Genomic DNA, 26,444 nt, shown 5'->3' on the forward strand with positions numbered 1-26,444 from the left:
AAGAACAGTTATTTACAATGACATATTTTTATAATCACTTTTTAGTATCGCCATAATAATTTCATCTGAGAATGTATTGTTATAAAATAAAGATTGACGTAAGGTTCCTTCTTTTACAAACCCAACCTTTTCATAAGCTCTAATTCCGCGTAAATTATGGTTAAATACTTCTAACTGTAACCGATTTAAATATAGTTGTTCAAAAACAAATTTTAAAACAATTGTAATAGCTTCAGTTCCATATCCTTGTCCTGTGAGTGCTATGGAAAGCATTGATATTCTGAATCCTGCTCTTTTGTTCTCCTCATCGATATCTAAAATCGACAACTCTCCAATCATTTCGTCAGTGCTTTTTAAACAAATAGCGAAATCATAGCGACTTGAATCATTATTGATATGATCTATATGTGCTTTAATTTGCTCCAATGAAAAAGTAGACTTGGTTCCAGTCATATATCTTATTTCATCATCCGTTGTACTTTCTAATATAATAGGCGCATCTAGCTGACAAAGAGGTCTTAAATAAATTCTTTCACTCTCTAATCTCATTATAAATTTCTCCTTAAGGTTGGTGATACAGTATCTAAATATTTTTGATAAAAGTTGTATTGTTTGAAAAGCATGAGTCTTACTTTAATGTTACGTGAATTTTATAATGATATGGTATACCTAAAACGAATGATAAAAGTTTTATACACAACGAAATATATCAACAAGTTTTTTAATAACCGAATTAACTAAGGTCCGTATCAGGAGGATTGTACCCAAGGTGACGAGCCATTGATACAATTTGTCCTTTATGATGAAATTCATGTGTCTCAGTATGAGTTAAAAGCCATAGTGGTGTTGTACTCCAAGGTTCTTTTTGCCATTTCACTTCATTTGCTATATTTTCGAGCCAGCGGTCATTGTATTCATCTAAAAAACGTTGTACAGACTCATCTACTAACTTAAATCTAGCACGGACTTTCGTGATATCTGCATGCTCAATTTCATAATCACTAGCAAATGAAAAATCTGCTCGTTTTTGTTTGAATGCGAATGATCCAAGCCAGTATCGATAGCAATCGGCTACATGAATATGTGTCTTTATAATGCTACCGCCCCCGAAATTCGGAACAGTGCTATGTAATTTTTCTAATGGGATTTCTTCCAAAAACGAAAATAGGGTTTCTCTTGTAGAGCTAATAAGATGATATTGTTGTTTTAAAATATGTAACATGTAATTACACTCCTCTTTTATTTACTAAACTATTTGTGTAGTAAGTAATTCTATATTTATTAGGGGTGAACCTTTTAAATGTTTTTACAAAGCATATTAGATGTATTTCTTCATTGTTTCTGATAGATTAAACAAGGTGAAACTTTAATAAGTTGAACATTCTTAGTTCATAATAAATGGTACATGGAGAAGGGGAACGATAAAATGAATAGAATAATTGGTTTAAAACAATTTGAAATAACGCGTGGGGCATTACTTAAATTTATGGAAACGTTAGATGATAAAACTGTGGATACACAGCCAGAGGGATTTAATAATACAATTCGTTGGCATATTGGTCATGTGTTAACGGCAGCAGAAGTTTTCATGTTTGGAAAAGAATTCAAACAATTACCAACTGAATATCCAGGTATGTTTGGGTATGGATCAAGACCATCTAGATGGAAAACAGAGGGGCCGTCATTGGAAGTGTTAGCGGCTCAATTAAAAGAACAAGCAAAACGTATTAACGAAATTCCAGCAGAAGCGTTTGAAAATAAACTGCCAGAGCCATTTTTAGGATTGGAAACAGTAGGGGAGCTTTACGGCATGATGCTTTATCATGAAGCTGATCATATTGGACAAATGAAGGCGATGGAGCGTATTGTAAAAGTTTTATAGATTTGAGAGTGATAAAAAACGAAATCCTAGATGTGTTATTGAAGGATAGAAAAGTTTGAGGCGCGATGTAACGGCTATAAAAAGATGAAAAAGGAGTAGGAAAGCTACTCCTTTTATTACGACAACTTATCGCTCATACGTCTCAAATAATTTTTTCAAACACTTCTGATCGCTAGGAAGCTGTATTGTAAAGGTTGCAAGTGCTATGGATTGGTATCGATTTATAATAAAAATCGATAAAAAGAGCCATTTTTAGAGTGGTTCTTTGTTCAACAATCGGGTCATTTCATGGAGTTAGGAGACTAACATGCAAGGGAATTGTTGAATTAAATCTCGTGTGATGAAAAATTATATAAATAAACACATATTTTGACGGAGATTCACTGTTGACTATTTTCATAAAATACCTCATTTTAATAATGAGTGAGTCATTCACTCATTATTAAAAGAAGAAAGAGGGCATGTTCAAATGAGCCAAACAAATATCCTACGGGAAATTATTTTGCGGAAGCGTAATCAGAGCCATAATGCCGAAGAACTTCAAATTAGCACAGAGGACAGCATAGTAGAAGGTTGTTACGCTAAAATTGGCGGTATCGATCAGTGGATTACGATTCGTGGTGAAAATCGGAATAACCCAGTTTTGTTATTAATTCACGGGGGGCCGGCATCGGTCTATTCCGTCTTCAGTCCACTATTGCGATCGTGGGAGAAGCACTTTATAATCGTTCAATGGGATCAGCGTGGAGCAGGAAAGACTTTCGGAAAGAATGGTAAAGGGGGAAGTGGAACCATCACTTTTGACCGTCTTACGCAGGATGGGATAGAGGTAACTGAATATTTGTGTAATAAACTCGGGCATCGAAAAATAATTCTCATCGGAAGCTCTGTTGGTAGTCTGATTGGTATCATGATGGCAAAGCTTCGACCAGATCTTTTTTATGCTTATATTGGCACAGATCAGAATGCCTCAGATCCACAAAAACAAGATTTTTTATACAAGTTAACAGTCAATGCTCTTCGAACAGCAGGTAATACGAAAGGTGTTCAGTTACTTGAAAAAATGGGTTCAAATATGTCCCAGTGGAGTCGTAAAGACTATGACAGGATAAATCGATTGAGAGTTAAAGCTATAAAGGATGTTCCCAATATGATTACAGATTTATTTTTGCCCTCAATGCTTTCATCTCCGGAACATACCTTTAAAGATATGATAGATATCGTAAAGGGTATGAATTTTTCCCAGGACCAGTTATTTGATGAATTAATGGTCTTTAATTTAAAAAAACTTGGGCTGAGGTTTGAAGTACCAATCTTTATCTTTCAAGGCGATAAAGACATTTTAACACCTACTGAGCTGGCTAAAGCATACTACGACGAAATTAAAGCGCCGTACAAGGAATTTGTTTTAATCAAGAATGCTGGTCATCTCGCTTGTTTTGCCCGTGCCGATCAGTTTCTTGAGGAGTTGATAGGGAGAGTACGTCCTCTGGCGCCCGCATCTATTTCCGCATTGTAAAAATAATAATTCTACCAGTTTGATGGTACAATGAATATAACATTTTTCAAAGATTAGGGGGTGGAACAATTGTCTCCATTAAACAGACAGCGGCTTGATCAAATCCGTGACGAACGCAGGGAGGAGATAAAGCAAGCAGCACTTAAAGTATTTGCTCGTCGAGGATACACTGGAACAAAAATGAGCTTGATTGCTAAGGAAGCTAGTATTAGTGAAGGACTAATTTATCGCTATTTCCATTCTAAAAAAGAATTGTTCATCACACTTATACAAGAATTGATGGGGGAAGCGAGAAGGGAAATCGAGCATGTTCAACACTTGCCTGGAACACCCTTTGAACAAATCAGAAACTTAACTGAAAATATGCTTGATGAAAATAGTAAATATGCCTTTATGCTCATTGAACGGGCTCGTAAGGATGACGATATCCCAGAAAAGGTCACCCAGATTTTTGAACATCTTCCTACGCATGGCTTTATTGATCTACTGGTTCCGTTCTTCATTGAAGGACAAAAATCTGGTGAGTTTTCCTCAGGAGAACCACGAAAGCTACTTACCTGGTATTTTAATATCGTCATCAGTCTTCTCACTCAGGAACAGGAGGATGAAGAATATGGATTGCCGGATGTGGAAGTGCTAATGCGTATTTTGGTAAAATAATTTCTAAATAAGCTTTTGATATTTAATCTAATACCTTCGTTGTTCCAAAATGAAGTGTGATTGTGGAACAACGAAGGTATTATTAATTTTCAGTGTATCCTCATATCAAGGTTAACTAATTATATTTTTACCCCCGTTCTATATTAAGGAGGGGGTATATTTATTCTAATATGTTTTTACACGAGCAATATTATCTTTTCGACGCCTTCAAATGTTTAAGTTGTGTAACAATCATAATGCTAATAACAACGAGTAAAAACCATGAGCTAATTTTGCTTAAGTGAACGAGATTCCATGCTTCTCGTTGATTTGGATATTGCCATGCTCCGAAAAATGTTGCGATATTTTCCGCGATCCAAATGAAGAACCCGATAAGGAAAAATGAAAGAACGAGTGGCATTTTATATGTAACGCCTCGTAATGAAAATTCCACAAATGTCCGAAAGAAAACGACGAATAATAGTAAAGTTAATACCCATCTAAAGTCATATAGAAAATGATGTGTGAAAAAATTAAAGTAAATCATTGCTCCTAGAGGTATTGCAAAAATAGACCTTGGCCAATGATGCATTTGTAAATTCAATCTTCTCCACGCTTGGCATATGTAACTGGCAACACTTGCATACATAAAACCACTGTAAAGCGGAACTCCAAAAACTTTTGAATATGCTTCTTCCGGATAACTCCATGAACCGAAATGTACTTTATATGTTTCTAGTAGAAGGCCGATGAGATGGAAGACAGTAATTACTTTTAATTCGTCTTTCGTTTCAAGTCCAGTTTTGTACATAATCCACTGCATAAGAAGACATACGATGAGTATGAAATCGTAGCGGTATAATCCTGGGATAGAAATGATTCTTGATAGGGCTAGTGTTAAGAAAATAACAACTGGGAATAAGCAAGAGAATGCTTGCTCGTAAGTGAAGTGTAGTAGTTGTTTTATATAGAACATTGTGTCACCTTCGATATTTTTGTTAGAAAACTCAAAATAATGATTAAGTATACTACAATTTTAAAAATAATCCAGTAGTCTATTTTGCATGTATTTGTAAGCTTTGGATAGAAATCGTAATAAGTATTTTAATATTTAACGAAGTAAAAAAATAGTTTGCTATTTAAAAAAAGTGGGGATATAATATCTAAATGAAAATGATAATTATTATCAGTAATTATTATAAATTAAAAATAATTATAAAAAACAACTGAATATAAAGGATGAAATGAAACATGTTACATAAGTCTGCTGTACATGCTGGCAATAATCGCTGGATACATATTAAGTTCATATGTTTCATGAGCTTAACAATTTTATGTTTAATAGGATCTATATTTTTAGCTATTGCATTCGGTGCAAAGGATATCCATTTGCAAACTGTATGGGCAGCGGTTTTTGATTATAATCCGAAAGTAACGCAGCATCAAATTATTTATGAATTAAGGCTCCCAAGGGTAATTGGCGCAGCGGTGGTAGGAGCAGCTTTTGCAGTCGCAGGGGCAGTTATGCAAGGAGTAACACGAAACCCTTTAGCTGATGCAGGTGTGCTTGGGATAAATGCAGGTGCGATGTTTGTAGTTGCACTTAGTTTTGCCTTTTTCCCGCATATGCCATATTCCTATTTAATGATTGTTTCTTTTATTGGAGCGGTTTTAAGTACAGTACTCATTTTTATTATTGGGTCAGCAACATCAGGCGGATTAACACCGATGAGGTTAACGATTGCAGGGGCAGTTATGGCCGCACTTTTGCATTCGTTAAGTTCAGGTGTCGCGATTTATTATGACTTAAGTCAAGATTTAGCGTTTTGGTACGCTGGCGGTGTTGCAGGGGTTAAGTGGGAACACTTGGAGTTTTTAGTTCCTATTATTCTCATAACAATTCTTTTTGCGACAGTGATAGGGCGGTCTATTTCACTCATATCAATGGGGGATGACGTCGCTACGAATTTAGGAGTAAAAACGAACCGAACGAGAATACTAGGGATGATTATAGTAGTCATTCTTGCAGGTGTATCTGTTTCGGCTGTTGGTTCTATCGGATTTGTAGGACTTGTTATTCCACATATTGCTAGAAAATTAGTTGGTGTGAATTATCGACTCATTATTCCTATGTCAGCGTTATTAGGAGCTATGTTATTAGTTTTAGCTGACTTAGGGGCAAGAACAGTAAACCCTCCTAAAGAACTTGCGATAGGAATTATGGTAGCTCTTGTTGGAGTTCCGTTCTTCCTCTATATAGCACGTAAAGTTGGGAGGGAGCTATAAGTGAAGGATCTTTTGAACACAGATAAAAAGAGAGCTATTACTGTAACTACAATTTTTGGTTGTATTAGTATCGCTGTCATTTTAATTAGTTTAAATACAGGGACACTAAGCATAGCGCCAATTAAAGTAATTCAAACACTTTTCGGTTATGGGGATTTTGAGAGTGCAACAGTGCTATACGATTATCGTATGCCAAGAATTATAATTACAATGTTAGCTGGTATTGGCCTTGGGATTTCCGGTGCGATTTTACAAGGGCTATCACGTAATGCACTTGCAGACCCTGGTATTTTAGGATTACATGCAGGTGCATCTTTCGGGCTAATTATATTCGTTACTTTCTTTCATTCTATTAATGAGAATGCATCGATTTTAATACCGTTATTTACATTTGGCGGGGGAGTACTAGCTGCATTTTTAATTATTATACTTGCGAGTGATCGGTCAAAAGGTTTACTTCCTATTAGACTTATTCTCGTTGGTATTGCTGTTTCAGCTGGCTTTAGTGCGATTTCGTTATTTTTCTCCCTCAAGTTAAATGATGAGACATATACATTCGCTTCTAGATGGTTAGTTGGTAACGTGTGGGGAAGAGATTGGATTCATGTCCTAGCATTATTACCTTGGATTTTCATACTAACCCCGTATGCATGGCTAAAATCTAAAACGTTAAATGCATTGTCACTAGGTGATAGTGTGGCAGCAGGACTTGGTGTTTCTGTTCAAAAAGAACGGTTACTTCTTTTAGCTACAGCGGTTGGATTATCTTGCGCGAGTGTATCGATGGCAGGGGGGATTGGGTTTATCGGTTTAGTTGCTCCGCATATTGCAAGAAAGTTAGTAGGTACTACCTATCAACATTTTCTTCCGCTAGCTGGCATTATCGGAATGATTATTTTAGTACTAGCAGATACGATAGGTCGTTCTATATTCGAGCCAAATTCTATTCCAGCTGGTGTAGTAGTGGCAGCTTTAGGAGCACCTTATTTTCTTTATTTACTTACAAAAACAAAATAAATACTTCAAAGAGGAGAACATATGAAAAAGAAACTTACTATTTTATTTAGCATGATGTGTATTTTAGTATTAGCAGCATGTGGTCAAACGAAATCTAATGAAGAGGCAACGAAAAAAACTGAAAAAAGTAATGATCCAAAAATCGCTTCTATGTCCATTCACTTAACGAATAATTTATTGGCATTAGGAATTACACCTGTAGGCTCTGTTATTGGTGGAGATTTAAAAGATTTCTTACCGCATGCAAAAGAGCAGTTGAAAGATACGAAGAAACTTGGTGTTGTAACGGATCCGAATATGGAAGCATTACTTCAATTGAAGCCAACTGACATTTATGTGGATGAAAAATACGCGGGCAAAGATTTAGCGAAATACGAAAAAATTGCAAAAACACATTCTTTCAATTTAGATGAAGGTACGTGGAGAGAGCAGTTAAAACAAGTTGGTAAACTTGTAAACCGTGAGAAAGAAGCGGATACATATATTCAAGATTACGAAGAGCAATCAAAACGAGTAAAAAGTTTAATAGATAAAGAATTAGGTAATAACGAAAAAGTAATGGCAATTCGTGTCACTGCAAAAGAATTACGTGTGTTTAGTACGAAAAGACCGATGGGACCAATTTTATTCCAAGATTTAGGATTACAACCTGCAAACGGTGTAGAGAAAATTGATGGAAACCGTCCTTTCGAAGTCATTTCACAAGAAGTATTACCTGACTTTGATGCAGATGCTATTTTCGTTGTTGTAAATAGAGACGATAAGGCAAAAGCTGCATTTAAACAACTTCAAGAAACACCAATTTGGAAAGACTTAAAAGCAGTTAAAGGTAAGCACGTATACATTATTAATGACCAACCATGGCTTGACTATTCTGCTTTAGGTAACAAAATGGCAATGGATGAAGCGGAGAAAATGTTTACGAAATAATATCGATTTGTCGTTAGGAAGATCCTCTAAGTTTTGAGGGTCTTTTTTAATTGTTAGAATAAATGAAAAAATGTACAATTAATGTAATTTAATGCAGAGGAGATGTGCCAATGTCAGCGCTTATTGTAAGTATTCCGAGTATAAGGAAGTTTATGGAATAAGGGGATAAATAGGCTGAAATAAGTATCCCCGTTATTAAAAAAGGGGGAGCCTGAAATGACAATGAATCTTTTTCAAAATAAATCGATTAAATTATCAGTTATGAGAGAAGCAGATGCTGAAGTAATGGCCATGTGGCAAGAAGATAGTGAGTATGTGAGAAATCTCGATACAGATATAGCATTCCATCTTTACAGGAAATAGCGAGTGATGGGTTATTAAAGGGACGAAGATCGAATAGTGTTGCTTTCATGGTAAGGACAGTTCAAGATGATCGCTTAATTGGTTTTGTTGCAATTCATGGCATGGAGTGGAATAACAGAATGGGTTTATTAGCAATTGGTATAGGAGATGCAAATGATATAGGGGAGGGATATGGAAGAGAAGCGATCCATCTTATCTTAAAATATGCTTTCTATGAATTGAATTTACACCGCGTCGGCCTGGATGTTATTTCTTATAACAAAGCTGCTATTGAGTTGTATAAAAAGATGGGTTTTCAGATAGAAGGCTGTATGAGAGAAGCAGTTCAAAGGGATGGGAAGTATTTTGATCGTATCATTATGGGGATACTGCGGAGGGAATGAATGGAGCTGCAAAAATAAAAGTGATGATAACATATCAATTATTCATACTATGAATAATTGACTAAAAAGGAAAACTAGATAGGTACTAGTTTTCCTTTTTATTTTTGTTACTAATTATATGTTCTTATAAATAGTTTGTATCCTGCGAATAAAAGGGTGCAGCTTAAAGCGAATGTTAACATTACCCCAGTTGAAAGATTAATAGAAGGATTAAAAACTAAAGTCGCTGTTTCGCCAGTTAGAACACTGTGAATATTCACGTAAGTAAATGGGTTGTAAGGGGAAGAAAAACTCTTCATTCCAATAAAAGCTATAATACCTACAAAAGACGTTGTAATACTTAGGCTTTTTAGTAAAAGTGATGAAATATAGTAAAAAGAATATAGAAAAAATGTTAGTACAACAGTTAGTACTAATACTTGTCCAAAGTAATTTTTCAAAGTGATAAAGTGAAATTGATCTTTAATGGGATTTAAACTATTATATTCACTGCCAAATGGATTAGGCTCTGATCCTTCGTATACAAGGACTGGGTAATTGAAGCTTCCGACTCCTTTCGTAAAATAGCTACAAAACAAAGGAATAAGTAGCATTAGTAAAACAAAAACAATTGTAGAAAGGAATCCACTAAAATACTTTGTTATAAATAATGATTTTCGTTTAATAGGCAAAGTATAGTAAAAGTGCAAACCACGCTTCTTATTATTCATTTCAGAAGAGATATTGTTTCCAAAAATGAAGCATCCCAATAAAATGAGTACTGGTATATAGTAGTACTGGATTATTTGATATAAAAATAAAGAGCCCGTTGTGCCATAACGTATAGTGCTCTTTTTCCAATCTTCTAAGGCACTACCTGTAAATTGATCGTAAATTGTAAATAGATAGGGGGTATAAATGGTGTTTTGAATAAATGGTTCAGCTTTATTTTTTTTCAGTAATACTAATTCTTCCAACGTTGCCCGTGCTGTAAATAAGGAAATATTTTGTTTCTCAATTGCGTGAGGGAAAGAGTTAGAGCCTTTTGAGCTCTTAAACATAAATTGTAAATGATTTATATTCTCTTCATATATTTCTTGCCAGTTACCTTGAGAATAGTTCGCGATCCATTTGTTCTTCTTGTTGTGCGTGTTTTAAATTTGAAAATAAGAAGTGATAATGAATTTTTTCGTACTTTGTCATATCCTCTTCTATTAATTTGCCGCCTTTTAAAAAAAGAATCTTCTTTGTAACACGGTCAATTTCTGATAAATTATGAGAAGAAATAATGATTGTTGTACCTTCTTCTACTAAGCGTAATAAAATGTTTCTCATCAGTATCGCACTAGTTGGATCCAAGCCATTCAGAGGTTCATCAAGGAACATAAGCTTTGGTTTGTTTAAGATTGCCATCGCTAAGAGAAGGTGTTGTTTCATACCTAAGGAGTAATCTTTAATTTTCCTCTTCGCATAATTTTCCATTCCTACATATTTTGCAACTTCATTCATGCGTTCTTTTGAAATTTTTTGCACATCACAAATGAATGCAAGATGGTCGTAGCCGTTTAAATAGTCATATAGTACAGAATTGTCCTGTAAAAAAGAAACGTCTGTAAACACAGAAACATCTTTGTTAGATTTCCCGATCAATTCAATATTTCCAGATGTAGCTGGCAAAAGGTTGGTAACTACATTTAAAAAAGTAGTTTTACCAACACCGTTAGGACCAACTAAAGCCCAAATTCCTGGGGAGTTGATGGTGAGGTTAATGCCATCTAATATTTTTTTATGTTTGTAACTTTTTGATAAATTATTGATAGATAGAATAGTCAATTAGAATTCCTCCTTTTTAATAAATTGGTATAAAATGTAATTGTGCAATTAATTATAACTGAAAATTCAGATTTATAAAGAGGTATAGATATAAATTTAAGCTTTTTCTAAATCGCATTCTGAAATCTATTATATGAATAATTTAGAAATGAGACTGTGAAGAAAGGAAAAAGAGCACTTGTTGGAGAATTTTTACAATGTGTTGATTAGAGAAAAAGGAGTTATGCAAAATGAATTTAGAAAAAGCAAAACCAGTAAATGAAGAAGTCGCTGAATTAAAGGAACTAATTAAAGAATTACACGGAAGTGTACATCAACTGCAAAGTGAAGTGCAGCAACTAAGGCACGAAAGACCAGTTGTTGAAGTGCGAAAAGGTGTTCAATTATCACCAGCAATCGTTGGACAAATTGGCGGTATGATATTAGGTGGATTAGCAATTATCGGTATATTTTGGTGAACGAAAAAAGGTATGCAATGTAGAGCTGCATACCTTTTTCGTTGTCGTTATTTGTCGGTAAGTCGATATTCTCTGTCGAATCGTCGATATACTTAGAAAATCGTTGATATATTCGAAGAAACGATCGATATATTTTAAAAATCGTCTATATAATTTCACGTACTACAACTTTTACATTAAATAACGTAAATAAATATAAGCGTGTGATAATAGTAATGCAATAATTGTTAACGGTAAACCAATTTTTAAGAAGTCCATATAAGAGAAAACATGTCCTTCACGTTTTGCAATACCAGCAACGACTACGTTTGCGGATGCTCCGATTAATGTTCCGTTTCCGCCTAAGCAAGCTCCAAGTGAAAGCGCCCACCATAGTACTTCGATTTGCGGAGAGTCGACAGATAATCCGAGTCCTGTAGCTAAATCTTGAATAAGCGGGATCATCGTTGCGACAAAGGGTATATTGTCAATTGTCGCAGATGCGATGCCTGATACCCACAAGATAAGTATCGCAGCGAAACCGATATCGCCATTTGTTACGTCGAGTACTTCTTTTGCGAGTGAAGAAATAAGTCCGATATCAATTAACCCGCCAACGAGAACGAATAGTCCGGCGAAGAAGAAAATGGTCACCCATTCAACGTGGGCAAATACATCTTCAATATCATGTTCCTTTACTCCAATTAGCATAAGAAGTGTAGCGCCTGTCATCGCGACAACGGCAGCGTCTACATGAATAACAGAATGAAGGATAAAGCCTAAAATAGTTAGTCCCAAAATCGTGATCGATTTTAAAAGGAGGCTTTGATCTTTAATATAATCTTTTTCGTTTAATACCATAAGTTTTTCGATTTGCTCAGGTGTTGTTTTTAGTTTGTTGCGATACATAAAGTAAATGATGCCAAGTGTAACGATAGAAATAATAATTACGATTGGAGCTAAGTTCAGTAAAAAGGCATTAAAATCTAAATGCTTATTTGCTGATCCAATCATAATGTTCGGTGGGTCACCAATTAATGTTGCTGTTCCGCCTATATTTGAAAATAGCACTTCTGAAATCAAATAAGGAACAGGGTTTACTTTTAAAATACGTGTAATGGACAGTGTAACAGGTACGATTAGTAAGACGGTTGTTACGTTGTCCAAAAAGGCAGAACCGACAGCAGTTAATAGGGATAGTAATAATAAAATGCGGATTGGTTTTCCGCCAGCTGCTTTTGCCGCTTTAATGGCCACAAATTCAAATACGCCTGATTGACTCGTAATATGTACGAGAATCATCATCCCAATTAAAAGGGTGATTGTTTCCCATTGAATATGTGATGTGAAAGCGGTATGTAAATCTACAATTCCAAAAATAATCATAATAGCAGCGCCGAATAGTGCGATTACAGCACGATTCAATTTCTCAGAAATAATAAATCCGTACGTGATTAAAAATACGGCAATTGCAAAATAATATTGCCAATTTGCTACTTCATGTGCTGATTGTTCCAATCATGTCACCTTCTTTAAAGTATGTATTCAATTGTTGAAATGTATCTCGCTACATAAATACGGGATAAAATATATTGTAGCAAATTCAAAAAAGAAAGAAAACTATTTAACAAAGTGAAGGAAAAAATATGATTTTTACATATCATATAAAAAATATAAAAAACACAGTGCAAATTATTAGGAAAAGTGGGCGTTGTCCTCTAATATAGAGATAGCAATTTACATTATTTTTGCGTAAAATGGTTTAAAGAGGTGAATTCCGATGGAAATAGTAAAAGATAGTTCTCTTATTCAAAATGAAATTGAACGTTTTGTAAATAAAGATGTATATATTCATTTAGAAACGACGAACGGAGCGTATGCATCCCACATAAATGAAAAGATGATGACAGTTGGTGCTTTCATTCGAAATGCAATTATTCGTTTTGAACGCGGGAAGATAACTGGAACAAACCCATACCGAGTTGGTTTGAAAATGGATCATGGCTGGGTATATGCAGAAGGTATTACGCACTGGGAAGTAGACGATAAAGAGCGTTTATTACTAGCTGGACATGATAATTTAGGTCGCCTAGCAGTTGCGCTTGAATTAAGCTTAACACCATTTAAGTAAGAAGGAGGGAAACTTATGGAGAGACATGTACTTGTTGTATTTCCGCATCCAGATGATGAAGCATATGCTGCGGGAGGGACAATTCGCTTATTAACAGATCAAGGAGTACCTGTAACGTATGCATGTGGTACCCTAGGACAAATGGGACGTAACATGGGGAAAAACGTATTCGCTAACCGTGAAACGATTCCAAATATCCGTGAAAAAGAATTAAAAGATGCATGTGAAGCGATGGGAATTCAAGATTTAAGAATGCTTGGTTTCCATGATAAAACGTTAGAATTTGAAGATGTTGATTTCGTTGCAGATAAAATTGAAGCAATCATACAAGAAGTAAATCCATCTCGAATTATTACATTTTATCCAGAACACGGTGTACATCCAGATCATAATGCATTTGGCCGTGCTGTCGTTCGTGCTGTATCACGTATGCCAAAAGAAGAGCGTCCAGTCATTCATGCAGTCGCGATTACGAAAAATCGCGAAGCTGTATTAGGTGAGCCGGATGTTGTAAATAATATTAGTGAAGTGTTTGATCATAAATTAGCTGCATTAGGCGCGCATCGTTCCCAAACAGAAGCAATGCTGGAAGACACGCATGCAAAAATCAAAAATAAAGATGCAGCAACATTAAAATGGTTGCAACTTGAACAATTTTGGACTTATAAATGGGAGTAGGCTAGAAGGAAACCTTCTAGTAGCTCTTACATAGAAAAAGCATCGTCATTTGTGACGGTGCTTTTTTAGTGAATCATTTTTATTCTCTCGCTATTTGCGAGCAGATTTCACTTTATCTTGTACTCCATTCTTTTGTGAATTCATCATGATATGCTTTGCTCCAATGGTATGGCTGCAATTCTTTTAACGGTTTGAAAATAATATCTTGTTTAGAATTTGTAATGGCGCATAGTACTTCTGGTCCCCAGTAAAATAAACGTTCTTGGCACACACCACAAGGTGATAATACTTTTAATTCAGAATGCTCATTTTCCCTTGCAAGACAAATCGAATGTGTAACTTTCTTATGAAATTTATGGGCCTCTAAAATAGCACCTGTTTCCATACAAAGTTCTGTTGAAGCGTTTATTACGTCAGGGGCCACACTTGTATAAATGGATCCATCTTCTACAAGAATTGCTGCAGCTCCGCCCCAACCATGTGGGTATCTTTGGTCAATTAAACTTTTCACTGCATCATATAATTGTTGTTCAATGCTCAATTGTATTTCCTCATTTCTATGTAAATTTCAATTCAATGACTGTGTTATTTTTTAGTAATACCGATAAAAAGAATAGGCACCCAATTTCAAACTATGGATGCAAGAATTACTCTTCGTCTGCATATTTTTCCTCTAAAGAAATTAATAGAGTAATTAACCCGAGTACTACAATAATTAAAGTGATTATAAAAGATTTAGAAAGAGAAAAAGAACCTGCAATGATAGGTGATAAAAACTTGAATGACAGTATACTAGCTAGTAAGGACACTACTAAAATGGTAAAAAGAGCTACATTTTTATTACTAATAGATGTTAGTAAAAAGTCTTTAATAAAGCCAATAGAGACAAATATAGTTAGTATGATAAGTGAAATAAAATAATGTGTTACATTTGTCATACTAATAGTAGGATCGTCTATTATGTAGGCAAGTAACTTAGATATTAACATACCGCCAAACAATAGAATGATAAAAGCAAGTAATTCTGTTGACATATAAGTGCTGAAATTGACTTTCTTTTTAAAGAGCTTATAGCTTAGAGTAGCCTGGATTATTTGAATGATAAATAAAGCGATAATCCACACATAATATACAATTGGTAATTCTCCTGAGAAGAGAGCAATCAGGAAATTTATTACTGTCCTTAAAATTTCAATCATTACAAAAATCCTCCTGTTTGTAAGCTTTGCGGCATTAAAATATACTAGTCTATCGTTTAATAATTAAATCTATCAATTCAAACTATTTCTAATTATTCCATAAAAAGGTGTTGGTATCAAGGAATCCTTCAAGACTCAACACTAGAAAAAGAAATGCAACATGTAATATAATTGAAAAAGTATATTTAAAAAATCAATGTTAATATTACCCTCCTATAAGTATTAACATACGTAATTGAGGTGTTTTCTTTGTTGTTTTATGATCGAATTTCTATAATGGCCCCTCCTGTTCCGTAGCTAAGAAAAGTCTTTTTATTTCTGAGATTTTCAAAGTTATAGGAGGGTATGAAAAATGAAAAAAGTCTCAGTACCATCACTTTTGTTAATGATCATTCTTGTCGCATTTCCGCAAATTAGTGAAACGATTTACACACCGTCTTTACCTGATATTTCAAAGGCGTTACACGTAAGTAATAATGAGGTGCAGTTAACACTTAGTGTGTATTTTGCTGGATTTGCTTTAGGTGTATTTTTTATTGGATGGTTATCAGATATAATTGGCCGTCGCCCGGCAATGTTACTTGGAATTGTCGTATATGGCGCTGGAAGTTTCTTATGCTTTATTGCAAATTCCATTGAAGTTTTATTGCTAAGTCGTTTTATTCAAGCGTTTGGAGCAAGTGCTGGCTCAGTTGTGACACAAACGATTCTTCGTGAAAGTGTAGAAGGGCATAAGAGGCATGTTATGTTTGCTCAAATCTCGGCAGTCATTGCTTTTACACCAGCGATAGGACCGTTAATTGGTGGCTTTCTTGATCAAATGTTTGGATTTAAAATCGTATTTTTAAGTTTAGTAGTTATGAGTGTCGGGATTTTTCTGTATACGTTTGTTTCCCTTCCGGAAACAAAAACGGAATCAGTAACGAATAAAATAAATGTGTTTTCTGTTTTAAAACGGTTGGTTACAAATCCGAAAGTAGTAACATACGGGGTATTAATTGGAGTAGCGAATGGTGTTTTATTTAGCTATTATGCAGAAGCGCCATTTATCTTTATTGAATACTTTCAATTATCGCCAAGTATGTATGGATTTTTAGGAATTGTTGTTGCTTCTGCTTCTATTATTGGAGCGAAAGTTTCGAAACGATTGCTTGCCACATATAAACCAGAGAAGATTATATATATTGGTAGTCTTGTAATGACAGGGGGAGCCATCCTTTTATCTGTTATTACGTTTGTTGGATCAAATCCCAACGTAGTATATATGATTGGATTTTTAGTAGCGATGTTTATGTTGCTATTAGGAATTGGAGTAGCGTTACCTAACTGTTTAAGTTTAGCGTTAGTAGATTTTCAAGATGTTATTGGTACAGCAGGAGCATTGTTTAGCTTAGGATACTATGTAATTGTAACAATAGCAATTTGGGGAATGAGCCAGTTGCATACGGGCTCGTTACTCGTGATGCCACTTTATTTTCTAGCTATAGTAGTTATCATGATGGTGTTTACTAAAGTGTTTATTTTAGGGAAACAAACTTCAAAAATGATTTAAATATGAAATGGTAAAAGAGTCTCATTTTTTAATGAGACTCTTTTATATTTTATGAAAATGATTAGTGGATATACGAACAAAAATTAAAGGTATTGTTGGTAGATTTAAGTGTAATTATATTTTTCTTAAAGTAGGGGGTGGAGATACAGAAGTTAGTGACTTTGTAGTTTACTAATATATTAAATTTATACGTGATGTGTGAATTGTATGTGTAAGCAATTATAGTACAAACTATAATTAGTGAAGTATATGCAGTATGAAACCGAGGAAGAAATACTCTCCTCGGTTATTTATATTGTAATAATATTCATGCCGGAATCATATTGAATAGATGTATTTTATTGTTAATTTAGTTAAAAATTAATCAGACTTATGTATAATAATCTACCGAAAAAATAATTGAACTTTTCAGATAAATGAATTAATATAAGGTAAGTAATTTTAAGATTTATAGAATATTGGAAGATGAAAGGTTTTGAGAATTTTGTAAGGGGCAAAAAAACGATTTTAGGATAGCTTTAAAGTTAGTCTAAAATGATGTTTGCTTCATCATTTTCAGGCCGAAAGGAATTAGGGGAAAGCATCTTGTTTTAAAATGCGGCTATGAATCATCTAAGAGGGGGAAATGAAGTGGCAAACAAAGAATTGAAAAGAGGCTTAGAAGCACGTCATATTCAAATGATTGCTTTAGGCGGAACGATTGGTGTTGGCTTGTTTATGGGGTCAGCCAGCACGATTAAATGGACAGGTCCGTCAGTAATGCTTGCGTATGCAATTGCAGGTATTTTTATCTTCTTCATTATGCGTGCCATGGGTGAAATGTTGTATATGGAGCCAAGTACAGGTTCATTTGCGACGTTCGGTCATAAGTATATTCATCCGTTAGCTGGCTATATGACAGCGTGGAGTAACTGGTTCCAGTGGGTTATCGTTGGGATGTCAGAAATTATTGCGGTTGGAGCATATATGAAATATTGGTTCCCGGACTTACCAGCTTGGATACCAGGTGTAATCGCGATGGTTATTCTTGGCGCAGCTAACTTAATTTCTGTTAAGTCATTTGGTGAATTTGAATTTTGGTTTGCGATGATTAAAATCGTTACGATTCTATTAATGATTATTGCGGGATTTGGACTTATTTTCTTTGGAATTGGTAACGGTGGAGAAGCGATTGGCATATCTAATCTTTGGGCAAATGGTGGTTTCTTTACAGGTGGTTTTTCAGGATTCTTCTTTGCATTATCACTTGTAGTTGGTGCATACCAAGGTGTGGAATTAATCGGGATTACTGCTGGTGAGGCGAAGGATCCGAAGAAGACACTTACAAGAGCGATTCAAAGTACAATTTGGCGTATTTTAATATTCTATATTGGTGCTATTTTCGTTATTGTAACTGTGTATCCGTGGGATCAATTAAGTACAATTGGTAGTCCATTCGTAGCAACTTTTGCGAAAGTTGGTATTACGGCAGCAGCTGGACTTATTAACTTCGTTGTTATTACAGCGGCAATGTCTGGTTGTAATAGTGGTATTTATAGTGCGGGGCGTATGCTGTATACGTTAGGTGTAAATGGACAAGCGCCGAAATATTTCACGAAACTTTCTGGAAATGGTGTGCCTTTGTTCGGTACAGTTGGCGTAATTATCGGTTTAGCGGTCGGTGTTGTATTAAGTTATATTGCACCGAAAAACTTATTCGTATATGTATATAGTGCGAGCGTACTCCCTGGTATGGTGCCATGGTTCGTCATTTTAATTAGTCAAATTAATTTTAGAAAAGCAAAAGGGGCAGAGATGAAAGATCATCCGTTCAAAATGCCATTTGCTCCTGTTACAAACTATTTAACAATTGCCTTTTTAATTATGGTATTAATTGGAATGTGGTTTAACGATGATACGCGCATTTCACTAGTTGTAGGTATTGTTTTCTTAGCTATCGTAACAATTAGTTTCTATGCTTTCGGAATAGGGAAACGACCTCCGTTAGACGTTCAAAATAATCAAGAGATTTCAAGTAAATAAAGATAGTAAAAAGTCCGATTTCTCATTTGGAAATCGGACTTTTTGTTATTAAAACTTTTCTAAAACGATTTTCCCAATTGTACTTCCTCTTTCAAGCAGTGCATGTGCTTTCTTTACATTTTCAGCGTTAATTGGTGTGAATGTTTCATTTAAAGTAGTTTTTAAAATGCCTTCATCTAGTAGTTCACTTACTTTATTTAATAGTTCATGTTGCGTAATCATATCGCCAGTTTCATACATTGCTTTTGTGAACATAAACTCCCAAACGAGTGCAGCACTTTTGCTTTTTAAAATACCCATCTCAAGAGGGTGCTCATTTTCTACGATAGAGCAAATTTTTCCTTGTGGTTTAATAAGCTCACATATTGCTTGCCAATGTTGATCTGTATTGTTTAAGCAGAAAATATAATCTACATCTTTTAGCCCAAACTCTAATATTTGATCTTGTAAAGGTTGGTGATGGTTAATAATATAATCAGCACCGAATTTTTCAACCCAGTGTATCGTTTCAGTGCGGGATGCAGTTGTAATTACATTCAATCCAGCCCATTTCGCCAGTTGAATGGCAATCGAGCCAACACCACCAGCACCGCCTATAATTAAAATGTTTTTAAATGTATTCTCATCTTTCTTATTATAATCAATACCTAAACGTTCAAATAAACCTTCCCAAGCTGTAATAGCTGTTAAAGGAATTGCTGCAGCTTCAGCATCATTTAACGTTTTAGGTTTCTTACCAACGATTCTTTCATCAACTAAGTGGTATTCACTATATGTACCTTGTCTCGTAATGCTTCCAGCATAAAACACTTCGTCGCCTTCTTTAAATAACGTACAACCTTCGCCAGTTTGTACGACGACACCACTAGCATCCCAGCCAAGTATTTTCGCTACATCTTCTTTTTTATCTTTCGGAGAGCGAACTTTTGTATCAACCGGGTTAACGGAAATAGCGTTAATTTTAACGAGTATATCTCTTCCTGTAGCAACAGGTCTTTCAACTTCAATATCAATTAAACTGTTTTCTTCTTCAATAGGTAAGTATTCATGTAAACCAATTGCTTTCATTTGTATTCCCTCCATTAAAGTAAGAGTTTTTCTCCTTTATTATAGTAGGTAAAGTGTCATTATGTAAAAAAGTTGAGTTCTGTCCATATTGTAAAAGACCTGTTTCTGCCTCATTTAGAACTTTGTGACTGGAGAGGATCAGCCATCGTTTTGATTTTATAAGCGTCGGATGCAAGGTATACTTATTTTTCCAGTGTACCTTGCATTGAACAATACTAACTGTTATATTATACTTGTAGTTACTTATTATAAAACAGTACTGAATAATAAACAGTAGTGGATGTCAATTAGAATAGGGTGAATGAATATTGAATGTACAATTTAAAAAAGGAGTTTTAGAACTTTGTGTTCTTGTCTTACTTGAGAAGCAAGACCGTTATGGGTATGAATTAGTTCGAAGTATTTCCAATCAAATTGAAATATCAGAAGGGTCTGTTTATCCGCTACTTCGTAGATTAACTAAAGAAGAATATTTTACAACGTATTTACAGGAGTCTTCAGAAGGGCCTTCAAGAAAGTACTATACACTGACGGATAAAGGTAGAACGTATTTGTATCAACTTTTGGAGGAATGGAATGAGTTTTCACAAGGTGTCAATCAATTAATTAAAGAAGGTGTACGTAATGACGAAAGATAAATTTTTACAACAATTAAATGTATCTCTAAAAAGGTTATCTGATAAAGAGCGTGCAGATATTTTAAAAGATTATGAAGAACATTTTACTTTCGGATTAGAGGAAGGGAAAAGCGAAGAAGAAATTGCAGCTTCATTAGGTTCTCCAGCTCAAATTGCCAAAGAGTTATTAGCAGATTATCATATTGAGAAAGTAACAACAAGTGCGACAACAGGAAATGTTTTCCGGGCAATTTGGGCAGTAATTGGATTAGGTTTTTTCAATTTGTTAATCGTGCTTGCACCTGCAATTACATTAGCGGCATTGATTTTTTCAGGATGGGTTCTAGGTATCTCATTTTTAGGTGCACCATTACTTGTTTTAGTTGATACTATTATACATCCAAATACATTCTTACTATTTAATCTTTTTATTTCTTTAGCACTTTGTGGACTTGGATATTTCATTGTTATTGCTATGTTATTTTTAACGAAGCTAGCAAAGAATGGATTTGTTCGTTATTTAAAGTTCAATATAGCATTAGTAAAAGGTGGTTTGAAGCATGATAAATAAAAAGAGTCTTTCAATCATTGCAGGTATTATTTTCATTATTGGTATTATCGGAAGTTTATTCACTTATCGTTCAATTGCTGCAGTACCAATTTCAGAAGAAAAGGTCATTAATAATAATAATGTGTCAAGCGTCATTATCGATACGAATAACGTTCGTGTTAACATCAATCCTACAACAGATAGTAACGTGAAAGTGAAATTAGATGGCGAGGTCAATCCAAACGTAAAAAGAACATTAGCTACGGATGAGGAAGATTCAACGCTTCTCATTTCTTACAAAGAAAAACAACAGAGCTGGTTCAACTTTAATATTTCTGAAGTATTGGCGCCATTAACATTAAATGTGTATCTACCCGAAAAACAATATGATTCATTAAAAGTTTCCAATAATAATGGCTACGTTGCTGCTAAAAAACTAAACGCAACCCATTTTAATATCAATACAAGCAATGGACGTGTTGAATTAAGAGAAATCAATTCGCCAAAAATTATCGCAGAAACAAACAATGGAATTATGGATTTCAAAGATGTATTGGCACAAAATATTCATGTGAAATCGAACAATGGACGAATAATACTAGACCATGTTGAAGGTGAAATAGAGGGGCAAACTAAAAATGGAAGTCTTACTCTGAAAACGAATGAATTGGATCGAAATCTCAATTTTACGACTCACAATGGAAAAATTAATATTGCAACTGAAAAAGAACCAACTAATGTTCAATTTAATGTTGGTGTTGACAATGGTAGAGCGAATATCCTTGATAAATATAATGGAAATACGGTTATTGGAAAAGGAGAAAATGTAATTAAATTAAACACACATAACGGAAATATTACAGTGGAAAAACAATAGCATATTACCTTTTATAATCTCAGTTCGCCGCACATAAAGAGCAATAATAAATAAAAAAGAACCGACTCCTTTCCTCAACTTATAGGAAGTCGGTTCTTTTATATGTAACATTCGTTTAAGGGTATATTCTTTTCATATTTCAAAATACAAACAGTTGATTTCTTACTCTCAATTTTTAGGGAAATAACGAATAGAAATTAATAATATAAGGAGAATTTGTGAATGACTCAAAAATAATAGTTGAAACATTGAAAGAAGAGAAGGAGTTTATTTCTAACAGGAGGAATTTTTTACTGTGTTACTTTATCTCAAATTAAATGTAAAGGTGGATACATAATGACAGTAAAGAAGCTTTATTTCATCCCAGCAGGCCGTTGTATGTTAGATCATTCTTCTGTTAATAGTACGCTTTCGCCGGGGAATTTATTGAATTTACCTGTATGGTGTTATCTTTTGGAGACAGAAGAGGGGCTTATTTTAGTAGATACAGGTATGCCAGAAAGTGCGGTTAATAATGAAAACTTGTTTGAAGGGACATTTGTAGAAGGGCAGATTTTACCGAAAATGACTGAAGAAGATAGAATCGTGAATATTTTAAAACGGGTTGGTTATGAGCCGGAAGACCTTCTTTATATTATTAGTTCTCACTTGCATTTTGATCATGCAGGAGGAAATGGCGCATTTATAAATACACCAATCTTTGTACAGCGTGCTGAATATGAGGCGGCACAACATAGTGAAGAATATATGAAAGAATGTAAATTGCCGAATTTAAACTACAAAATCATTGAAGGGGATTATGAAGTAGTACCAGGAGTTCAATTATTGCATACACCAGGACATACTCCGGGGCATCAGTCACTATTAATTAAGACAGAAAAATCTGGTCCTGTATTATTAACGATTGATGCATCTTATACGAAAGAGAATTTTGAAGATGAAGTGCCGTTTGCTGGATTTGATCCAGAATTAGCTTTATCTTCAATTAAACGTTTAAAAGAAGTTGTAATGAAAGAGAAGCCGATTGTTTTCTTTGGACATGATATAGAACAGGAAAAGGGATGTAAAGTGTTCCCAGAATATATATAGTGCAAACAGTCATGAGCTCATTTGCTCATGACTGTTTCGTTTAAATAATTTTTTTAAACAAGTTATAAACTTTTTTTGAATTATCTTCATTTAATTGATAATACGTAAGGTTTACATCATCAGGAGTATCTTGCTGAGCAATCATCACTTCGTTGTTGTGATGGTCAACTACCCATATGAAATATTTTTTATAAGTTCCATCTTCGAAAGTAATCCACATATCACAATCTATTAAATCTGCCCCTTCTTCATCTAATGTTAATTTTCCTTTTTTGGCGGTATCCATACTGTTAATGAAAGTTTTTAATTCATCTGTTTTCGTGAGAAAGATATCCTTTTTTGTTTTAATTGACTCGACATGTATATCTTTTATTTCCTGTTTTCCTAAAAAGACAGGGGGCTCATTTGGGTCTCTTTGCGTTGAAATGATAGTAGCTTTCTTCTTTGGTTTATTTGCTGTATAGAAATCTTGAATAGATTTTCCAGAGTTGAAAAACCATACGATACCAAAAATAATCAAGGCACTACCTAGCAGTAAAATGATTTTCTTAATAGAATATTCTCCTCTCTATTACTTCGTATGAAGAGTGTTTCTATTAATATATGATAGGTAAGCACAAAGTATTATAGTTGAACTTGGTTATGCTTCACAGTTTTTATCGGACGATCCACGAGTAAATTGTAAGTGAGCCCGATTAGTACGAAAATACCACCGACAACTTTGCCCATAGAGAGTTCGTGTGACAAGATGAAATCAATGATAGTCCCCGCAAATAATTGTCCGATAAAGATGAGTAACGTTAAATAAAATGCTGATATTTTAGGAGTAATATAGTTCGATAAAGAGATGACGATAACGCCTACTAATCCGCCTAAGTACACAGCGATAGGAATAGATTGTAACGTCTGCATTGGAATATACAATGAATCTGAGCTGAAAATTAAAAATAACATAGAGAAAAATAATCCAGTAATATAATTAAAAAATGTGCCTTCCCAATTTCCGATTTCCTTTGCTAAATTCGCGTTAATAATTCTAGCCACAACGATAGAAACACCAGCTAAAATAGCGATCGTAATATATAACATTTTTCTGCCTCCATTAATAAATTGTCATGATTATAATTCCGGAAGAGATGAAACATAATCCAATTAGTTTTTTCTTTTCAAACTTTGCAACTTTCATTCCTAATAAGCCGAAATGATCAATAACGATGGAAGCAATGGATTGACCAAGTAAACTTAATGCGATCGTAATAGAGGCACCAAGGACAGAGAAACTTATATTATTAAAAAGAACAGTGAATACCCCAATTGCTCCAGCACTATATAGAAAAAGTGGAATACCTTTATCGAAACGAATTTTATTTTTGTTTATGATTAAAACGAAAATAACTGCAATTAAACCGACAAGGTGAATGACAACGCTTGCTGTATACTTGCCAATTAATTCAGATAAAATCCCATTCAATGGAAGCATAACGGCGATGAGCACACCAATAAAGACAGAAAGAAAGTTATACAATGTAATATCCCCTTTGTATTTCATATTTGTAATGAATGTATCATGCTGAAATTGTGTATTACTATGACATATGTCATAGTGGAAGAAGAAAATTTTGATTACAATGGGGATGAGTTGTAAAGGCGGGGGAACTATGAAAAAAGTATGTAATTCAATTAAATTAGCAAATTATATGAAACAAAATAATATTGACTCTTTTTTTAGTAATGATATGAAACCGTATATGGAACTCATATTTTTTAAAAAGAATGAGTTTATTTGTAGAGAAAATGAAGAGATAGATTATTTATTTTTCTTCGTTGAAGGAAAAGCGAAAGCGTTTAATACATTAAGTAACGGGAAATCTGTATTGTTATGTTTTTATGATAGCTTGCAGCTGTTAGGGGATGTGGAGTTAATTCATTCTCAAAAGACTGCTTCAAACGTACAAGTGATGGCAGATTCATATTGTGTTGGTTTACCTTTAGGAAAAGTGAGAAATCAACTATTTCATGATGCGAAATTTTTACGATGTATTTGCGGATCATTAGCACATAAATTAAATCGACTTTCAAAAAACAGTACAATTAATTTACTATATCCACTTGAAAATAGACTTGCGAGTTACATGTTAGCAGCCGGGGAACGAGCGGTGCAGCATGGAAATAGAATTGTGTTTAGTGGGAATTTAACGGAAACAGCTGAATTGTTAGGAACGAGTTATCGACACCTATTACGTACATTAAATATTTTTTGTGATAAAGAGATTATAAAGAAGAACAATGGTTGCTTTGAAGTAGTGAATGTGGATGTTTTGAGGGAACTGGCGGCAGATGTTTATAAATAGGAGGAGATTATAAATGATTACACCTATATTTAGAATTTTTGATATTGAAAAAGCAAAGCTATTTTACATAGATTTTTTAGGATTTAAACTGGATTGGGAACATCGGTATGAGGAACATATGCCATTATATATGCAAATTTCGTTACATGATGCTGTAATACATTTATCAGAGCATCATGGGGATGCTTCGCCAGGTGGTGCGATTCGGGTCAAAATAGATAATGTAGAGGGTTATCATTCTATATTATTGAATAAAGAATATGCGTATTCAAAACCTGATATAGAGGGAACACCGTGGGATACAATGGAATTAACTGTGATTGATCCGTTTTTAAATAGAATTATATTTTATGAGGAGAGGGTTTAGGATTAGCATTACTAAGCCTTTATTAGATTGAACTGATGAATTAATGGCTTGGCGAATAAAATAAAGAACTATCATTGAAGATATGGAGCAAAAAAATAGATCAGTAGCAACAGCAGCTACTGATCATCCATATGTACATGAATTAGGAGAGGTCAAACATTTATTAACTTTATTATAATAGATTTTCATGATAATAAAAACTGAAAATTCTAATTTTATGTTGAGAAAGTTTTTTGTATCGAAATATATGAAAGAATAGGGATTTTTAGTAAAAAGAAATATGATATTTATATTTTAATAAATTGTGATATAGTTTATAAAGAATAGATTACCTAAAATGTTATTTTATTACATAGAAATCACGCTTTGGATTAAGGAAGGGGGAAATGGTTGTGAAGTTTGATGATCAACGCCTACTAGGAGTACGATTAGGTTCGGTACTTGTAACAGAGGAAAATCAATATTTAGTAATTAAGAAAAAAGATCATTATGCATTATTAAATATACATAATTTAGAATGCACACATGTTGAAGTGCAGTTAGAACATGTTGAAGAAATGTTGCAGGAAGATTTCCAAGAAAGTATAACGGAGATTATTGCGCCAGAACATATAAAAATTGTTGCGAAAAATATAATATAAAGAAAGAAGCTGGAAGGAACAGCTTCTTTCTTTT

General features: G+C 34.2%; 30 protein-coding genes and 1 pseudogene. 19 read left to right on the forward strand and 12 right to left on the reverse strand.

Annotated elements, in window-relative coordinates; all coding sequences use genetic code 11:
* Positions 1–12: 12 nt before the first annotated feature.
* Positions 13–549, reverse strand: a complete 537-nt coding sequence (locus MR115_RS15810; protein WP_242241921.1) for a GNAT family N-acetyltransferase — start codon at positions 547–549, stop codon at positions 13–15.
* 184 nt (positions 550–733) lie between these two features.
* Positions 734–1,222, reverse strand: coding sequence for a DinB family protein (locus MR115_RS15815; protein ID WP_242241922.1), 489 nt, complete (start codon positions 1,220–1,222; stop codon positions 734–736).
* 183 nt (positions 1,223–1,405) lie between these two features.
* Between MR115_RS15815 and MR115_RS15820 the strand changes: the two genes are divergently transcribed.
* The 3 genes from MR115_RS15820 (at position 1,406) to MR115_RS15830 (ending at position 4,061) form a co-directional block, all read left to right on the forward strand.
* Positions 1,406–1,882, forward strand: coding sequence for a DinB family protein (locus MR115_RS15820; RefSeq protein ID WP_242241923.1), 477 nt, complete (start codon positions 1,406–1,408; stop codon positions 1,880–1,882).
* 469 nt (positions 1,883–2,351) lie between these two features.
* A complete protein-coding gene (locus tag MR115_RS15825; protein WP_242241924.1) occupies positions 2,352–3,401 on the forward strand; it encodes an alpha/beta fold hydrolase in 1,050 nt (349 codons plus the stop codon).
* Positions 3,402–3,461: 60 nt separating this feature from the next.
* Positions 3,462–4,061: a TetR/AcrR family transcriptional regulator gene (locus tag MR115_RS15830; protein ID WP_242241925.1), complete on the forward strand. Its 600-nt coding sequence runs from the start codon at positions 3,462–3,464 to the stop codon at positions 4,059–4,061.
* A 190-nt stretch (positions 4,062–4,251) separates the two neighbouring features.
* Here the strand turns inward: MR115_RS15830 and MR115_RS15835 are convergent, their stop codons facing one another.
* On the reverse strand, positions 4,252–5,016 hold the full coding sequence (locus tag MR115_RS15835; RefSeq protein WP_242241926.1) for a DUF817 domain-containing protein: 765 nt from the start codon (positions 5,014–5,016) through the stop codon (positions 4,252–4,254).
* A 275-nt stretch (positions 5,017–5,291) separates the two neighbouring features.
* Between MR115_RS15835 and MR115_RS15840 the strand changes: the two genes are divergently transcribed.
* The 4 genes and pseudogenes from MR115_RS15840 to MR115_RS15855 all read left to right on the forward strand — a co-directional run bounded on the left by MR115_RS15840 (position 5,292) and on the right by MR115_RS15855 (position 9,019).
* Positions 5,292–6,326 (forward strand): FecCD family ABC transporter permease, encoded by a 1,035-nt coding sequence (locus MR115_RS15840; protein ID WP_242241927.1) that lies wholly within the window; start codon positions 5,292–5,294, stop codon positions 6,324–6,326.
* Positions 6,327–7,343 carry a FecCD family ABC transporter permease gene (locus tag MR115_RS15845; RefSeq protein ID WP_242241928.1) on the forward strand — a complete coding sequence of 339 codons (1,017 nt, stop codon included), beginning with the start codon at positions 6,327–6,329 and terminating at the stop codon, positions 7,341–7,343.
* 21 nt (positions 7,344–7,364) lie between these two features.
* The gene (locus MR115_RS15850; protein ID WP_242241929.1) at positions 7,365–8,273 is read left to right on the forward strand and encodes an iron-hydroxamate ABC transporter substrate-binding protein; all 909 of its coding nucleotides are present in this window, start codon (positions 7,365–7,367) and stop codon (positions 8,271–8,273) included.
* A gap of 216 nt (positions 8,274–8,489) precedes the next feature.
* Positions 8,490–9,019: pseudogene (locus MR115_RS15855) on the forward strand (GNAT family N-acetyltransferase).
* Between the two features lie 110 nt (positions 9,020–9,129).
* Here the strand turns inward: MR115_RS15855 and MR115_RS15860 are convergent.
* Both MR115_RS15860 and MR115_RS15865 read right to left on the reverse strand, forming a co-directional pair.
* Positions 9,130–9,975 (reverse strand): hypothetical protein, encoded by an 846-nt coding sequence (locus tag MR115_RS15860; RefSeq protein ID WP_242241930.1) that lies wholly within the window; start codon positions 9,973–9,975, stop codon positions 9,130–9,132.
* Positions 9,976–10,102: 127 nt separating this feature from the next.
* Positions 10,103–10,831 (reverse strand): ABC transporter ATP-binding protein, encoded by a 729-nt coding sequence (locus MR115_RS15865; RefSeq protein ID WP_242241931.1) that lies wholly within the window; start codon positions 10,829–10,831, stop codon positions 10,103–10,105.
* A 230-nt stretch (positions 10,832–11,061) separates the two neighbouring features.
* On the opposite strand from MR115_RS15865, the gene MR115_RS15870 reads away from it, so the two are divergent.
* Positions 11,062–11,289: a coiled-coil domain-containing protein gene (locus MR115_RS15870; protein ID WP_001047302.1), complete on the forward strand. Its 228-nt coding sequence runs from the start codon at positions 11,062–11,064 to the stop codon at positions 11,287–11,289.
* A 171-nt stretch (positions 11,290–11,460) separates the two neighbouring features.
* Here the strand turns inward: MR115_RS15870 and MR115_RS15875 are convergent, their stop codons facing one another.
* On the reverse strand, positions 11,461–12,786 hold the full coding sequence (locus MR115_RS15875) for an ArsB/NhaD family transporter (RefSeq protein WP_242241932.1): 1,326 nt from the start codon (positions 12,784–12,786) through the stop codon (positions 11,461–11,463).
* A gap of 262 nt (positions 12,787–13,048) precedes the next feature.
* Here MR115_RS15875 and MR115_RS15880 point away from each other — a divergent pair, with 262 nt between their 5' ends.
* A complete protein-coding gene (locus MR115_RS15880) occupies positions 13,049–13,399 on the forward strand; it encodes a YojF family protein (RefSeq protein WP_000407044.1) in 351 nt (116 codons plus the stop codon).
* 15 nt (positions 13,400–13,414) lie between these two features.
* Positions 13,415–14,077 carry a bacillithiol biosynthesis deacetylase BshB2 gene (gene bshB2, locus MR115_RS15885; protein ID WP_000439488.1) on the forward strand — a complete coding sequence of 221 codons (663 nt, stop codon included), beginning with the start codon at positions 13,415–13,417 and terminating at the stop codon, positions 14,075–14,077.
* A gap of 112 nt (positions 14,078–14,189) precedes the next feature.
* On the opposite strand, the gene MR115_RS15890 is transcribed toward bshB2, so the two are convergent.
* Positions 14,190–14,618, reverse strand: a complete 429-nt coding sequence (locus MR115_RS15890; RefSeq protein WP_242241933.1) for a cytidine deaminase — start codon at positions 14,616–14,618, stop codon at positions 14,190–14,192.
* A gap of 106 nt (positions 14,619–14,724) precedes the next feature.
* Positions 14,725–15,276: a DUF5823 family protein gene (locus MR115_RS15895; protein WP_242241934.1), complete on the reverse strand. Its 552-nt coding sequence runs from the start codon at positions 15,274–15,276 to the stop codon at positions 14,725–14,727.
* 352 nt (positions 15,277–15,628) lie between these two features.
* On the opposite strand from MR115_RS15895, the gene MR115_RS15900 reads away from it, so the two are divergent.
* Both MR115_RS15900 and MR115_RS15905 read left to right on the forward strand, forming a co-directional pair.
* A complete protein-coding gene (locus tag MR115_RS15900) occupies positions 15,629–16,828 on the forward strand; it encodes a multidrug effflux MFS transporter (RefSeq protein WP_242241935.1) in 1,200 nt (399 codons plus the stop codon).
* Positions 16,829–17,458: 630 nt separating this feature from the next.
* Positions 17,459–18,850 (forward strand): amino acid permease, encoded by a 1,392-nt coding sequence (locus tag MR115_RS15905; RefSeq protein ID WP_141435034.1) that lies wholly within the window; start codon positions 17,459–17,461, stop codon positions 18,848–18,850.
* A gap of 48 nt (positions 18,851–18,898) precedes the next feature.
* On the opposite strand, the gene MR115_RS15910 is transcribed toward MR115_RS15905, so the two are convergent.
* Positions 18,899–19,918, reverse strand: a complete 1,020-nt coding sequence (locus MR115_RS15910) for a zinc-binding alcohol dehydrogenase family protein (RefSeq protein ID WP_242241936.1) — start codon at positions 19,916–19,918, stop codon at positions 18,899–18,901.
* A 308-nt stretch (positions 19,919–20,226) separates the two neighbouring features.
* On the opposite strand from MR115_RS15910, the gene MR115_RS15915 reads away from it, so the two are divergent.
* The 4 genes from MR115_RS15915 (at position 20,227) to aiiA (ending at position 23,051) form a co-directional block, all read left to right on the forward strand.
* A complete protein-coding gene (locus MR115_RS15915; protein WP_075311408.1) occupies positions 20,227–20,556 on the forward strand; it encodes a PadR family transcriptional regulator in 330 nt (109 codons plus the stop codon).
* The gene (locus MR115_RS15920) at positions 20,543–21,106 is read left to right on the forward strand and encodes an HAAS signaling domain-containing protein (RefSeq protein WP_132136568.1); all 564 of its coding nucleotides are present in this window, start codon (positions 20,543–20,545) and stop codon (positions 21,104–21,106) included. The genes MR115_RS15915 and MR115_RS15920 overlap by 14 nt, the downstream gene beginning before the upstream one ends.
* Positions 21,096–21,962 (forward strand): DUF4097 family beta strand repeat-containing protein, encoded by an 867-nt coding sequence (locus MR115_RS15925; RefSeq protein WP_242241937.1) that lies wholly within the window; start codon positions 21,096–21,098, stop codon positions 21,960–21,962. Before MR115_RS15920 ends, MR115_RS15925 begins: the two co-directional genes overlap by 11 nt.
* Before the next feature lie 336 nt (positions 21,963–22,298).
* A complete protein-coding gene (gene aiiA, locus MR115_RS15930; protein WP_242241938.1) occupies positions 22,299–23,051 on the forward strand; it encodes a quorum-quenching N-acyl homoserine lactonase AiiA in 753 nt (250 codons plus the stop codon).
* Positions 23,052–23,091: 40 nt separating this feature from the next.
* Here aiiA and MR115_RS15935 read toward each other — a convergent pair whose 3' ends face one another.
* From MR115_RS15935 to MR115_RS15945, 3 genes are all read right to left on the reverse strand, one after another.
* Positions 23,092–23,586 carry a hypothetical protein gene (locus MR115_RS15935; RefSeq protein ID WP_242241952.1) on the reverse strand — a complete coding sequence of 165 codons (495 nt, stop codon included), beginning with the start codon at positions 23,584–23,586 and terminating at the stop codon, positions 23,092–23,094.
* Between the two features lie 89 nt (positions 23,587–23,675).
* Positions 23,676–24,140, reverse strand: coding sequence for a DMT family transporter (locus MR115_RS15940; RefSeq protein ID WP_098870351.1), 465 nt, complete (start codon positions 24,138–24,140; stop codon positions 23,676–23,678).
* Between the two features lie 13 nt (positions 24,141–24,153).
* Complete coding sequence (locus MR115_RS15945; RefSeq protein ID WP_242241939.1) at positions 24,154–24,600, reverse strand: DMT family transporter; 447 nt, start codon at positions 24,598–24,600, stop codon at positions 24,154–24,156.
* 109 nt (positions 24,601–24,709) lie between these two features.
* Here MR115_RS15945 and yeiL point away from each other — a divergent pair, with 109 nt between their 5' ends.
* The 3 genes from yeiL (at position 24,710) to MR115_RS15960 (ending at position 26,410) form a co-directional block, all read left to right on the forward strand.
* Positions 24,710–25,402, forward strand: a complete 693-nt coding sequence (yeiL, locus tag MR115_RS15950) for a transcriptional regulator YeiL (RefSeq protein WP_242241940.1) — start codon at positions 24,710–24,712, stop codon at positions 25,400–25,402.
* A 13-nt stretch (positions 25,403–25,415) separates the two neighbouring features.
* On the forward strand, positions 25,416–25,769 hold the full coding sequence (locus MR115_RS15955) for a glyoxalase superfamily protein (RefSeq protein ID WP_242241941.1): 354 nt from the start codon (positions 25,416–25,418) through the stop codon (positions 25,767–25,769).
* A gap of 392 nt (positions 25,770–26,161) precedes the next feature.
* On the forward strand, positions 26,162–26,410 hold the full coding sequence (locus MR115_RS15960; RefSeq protein ID WP_061677634.1) for a hypothetical protein: 249 nt from the start codon (positions 26,162–26,164) through the stop codon (positions 26,408–26,410).
* Positions 26,411–26,444: the final 34 nt, after the last annotated feature.

The sequence above is a fragment of the Bacillus cereus group sp. BfR-BA-01309 genome, from assembly GCF_022664315.1.
Classification (GTDB): domain Bacteria; phylum Bacillota; class Bacilli; order Bacillales; family Bacillaceae_G; genus Bacillus_A; species Bacillus_A mobilis.

What these genes read in the sequence shown, in the direction of transcription:
- MR115_RS15910 (WP_242241936.1), bottom strand. Translation starts at nt 19,918, where the DNA reads ATGAAAGCAATTGGTTTACATGAATACTTACCTATTGAAGAAGAAAAC.
- MR115_RS15955 (WP_242241941.1), top strand. Translation starts at nt 25,416, where the DNA reads ATGATTACACCTATATTTAGAATTTTTGATATTGAAAAAGCAAAGCTA.
- MR115_RS15945 (WP_242241939.1), bottom strand. Translation starts at nt 24,600, where the DNA reads ATGAAATACAAAGGGGATATTACATTGTATAACTTTCTTTCTGTCTTT.
- MR115_RS15840 (WP_242241927.1), top strand. Translation starts at nt 5,292, where the DNA reads ATGTTACATAAGTCTGCTGTACATGCTGGCAATAATCGCTGGATACAT.
- MR115_RS15940 (WP_098870351.1), bottom strand. Translation starts at nt 24,140, where the DNA reads ATGTTATATATTACGATCGCTATTTTAGCTGGTGTTTCTATCGTTGTG.
- MR115_RS15895 (WP_242241934.1), bottom strand. Translation starts at nt 15,276, where the DNA reads ATGATTGAAATTTTAAGGACAGTAATAAATTTCCTGATTGCTCTCTTC.
- bshB2 (WP_000439488.1), top strand. Translation starts at nt 13,415, where the DNA reads ATGGAGAGACATGTACTTGTTGTATTTCCGCATCCAGATGATGAAGCA.
- MR115_RS15850 (WP_242241929.1), top strand. Translation starts at nt 7,365, where the DNA reads ATGAAAAAGAAACTTACTATTTTATTTAGCATGATGTGTATTTTAGTA.
- MR115_RS15880 (WP_000407044.1), top strand. Translation starts at nt 13,049, where the DNA reads ATGGAAATAGTAAAAGATAGTTCTCTTATTCAAAATGAAATTGAACGT.
- aiiA (WP_242241938.1), top strand. Translation starts at nt 22,299, where the DNA reads ATGACAGTAAAGAAGCTTTATTTCATCCCAGCAGGCCGTTGTATGTTA.
- MR115_RS15920 (WP_132136568.1), top strand. Translation starts at nt 20,543, where the DNA reads ATGACGAAAGATAAATTTTTACAACAATTAAATGTATCTCTAAAAAGG.
- MR115_RS15810 (WP_242241921.1), bottom strand. Translation starts at nt 549, where the DNA reads ATGAGATTAGAGAGTGAAAGAATTTATTTAAGACCTCTTTGTCAGCTA.
- MR115_RS15900 (WP_242241935.1), top strand. Translation starts at nt 15,629, where the DNA reads ATGAAAAAAGTCTCAGTACCATCACTTTTGTTAATGATCATTCTTGTC.
- MR115_RS15870 (WP_001047302.1), top strand. Translation starts at nt 11,062, where the DNA reads ATGAATTTAGAAAAAGCAAAACCAGTAAATGAAGAAGTCGCTGAATTA.
- MR115_RS15825 (WP_242241924.1), top strand. Translation starts at nt 2,352, where the DNA reads ATGAGCCAAACAAATATCCTACGGGAAATTATTTTGCGGAAGCGTAAT.
- yeiL (WP_242241940.1), top strand. Translation starts at nt 24,710, where the DNA reads ATGAAAAAAGTATGTAATTCAATTAAATTAGCAAATTATATGAAACAA.
- MR115_RS15925 (WP_242241937.1), top strand. Translation starts at nt 21,096, where the DNA reads ATGATAAATAAAAAGAGTCTTTCAATCATTGCAGGTATTATTTTCATT.
- MR115_RS15820 (WP_242241923.1), top strand. Translation starts at nt 1,406, where the DNA reads ATGGAGAAGGGGAACGATAAAATGAATAGAATAATTGGTTTAAAACAA.
- MR115_RS15815 (WP_242241922.1), bottom strand. Translation starts at nt 1,222, where the DNA reads ATGTTACATATTTTAAAACAACAATATCATCTTATTAGCTCTACAAGA.
- MR115_RS15835 (WP_242241926.1), bottom strand. Translation starts at nt 5,016, where the DNA reads ATGTTCTATATAAAACAACTACTACACTTCACTTACGAGCAAGCATTC.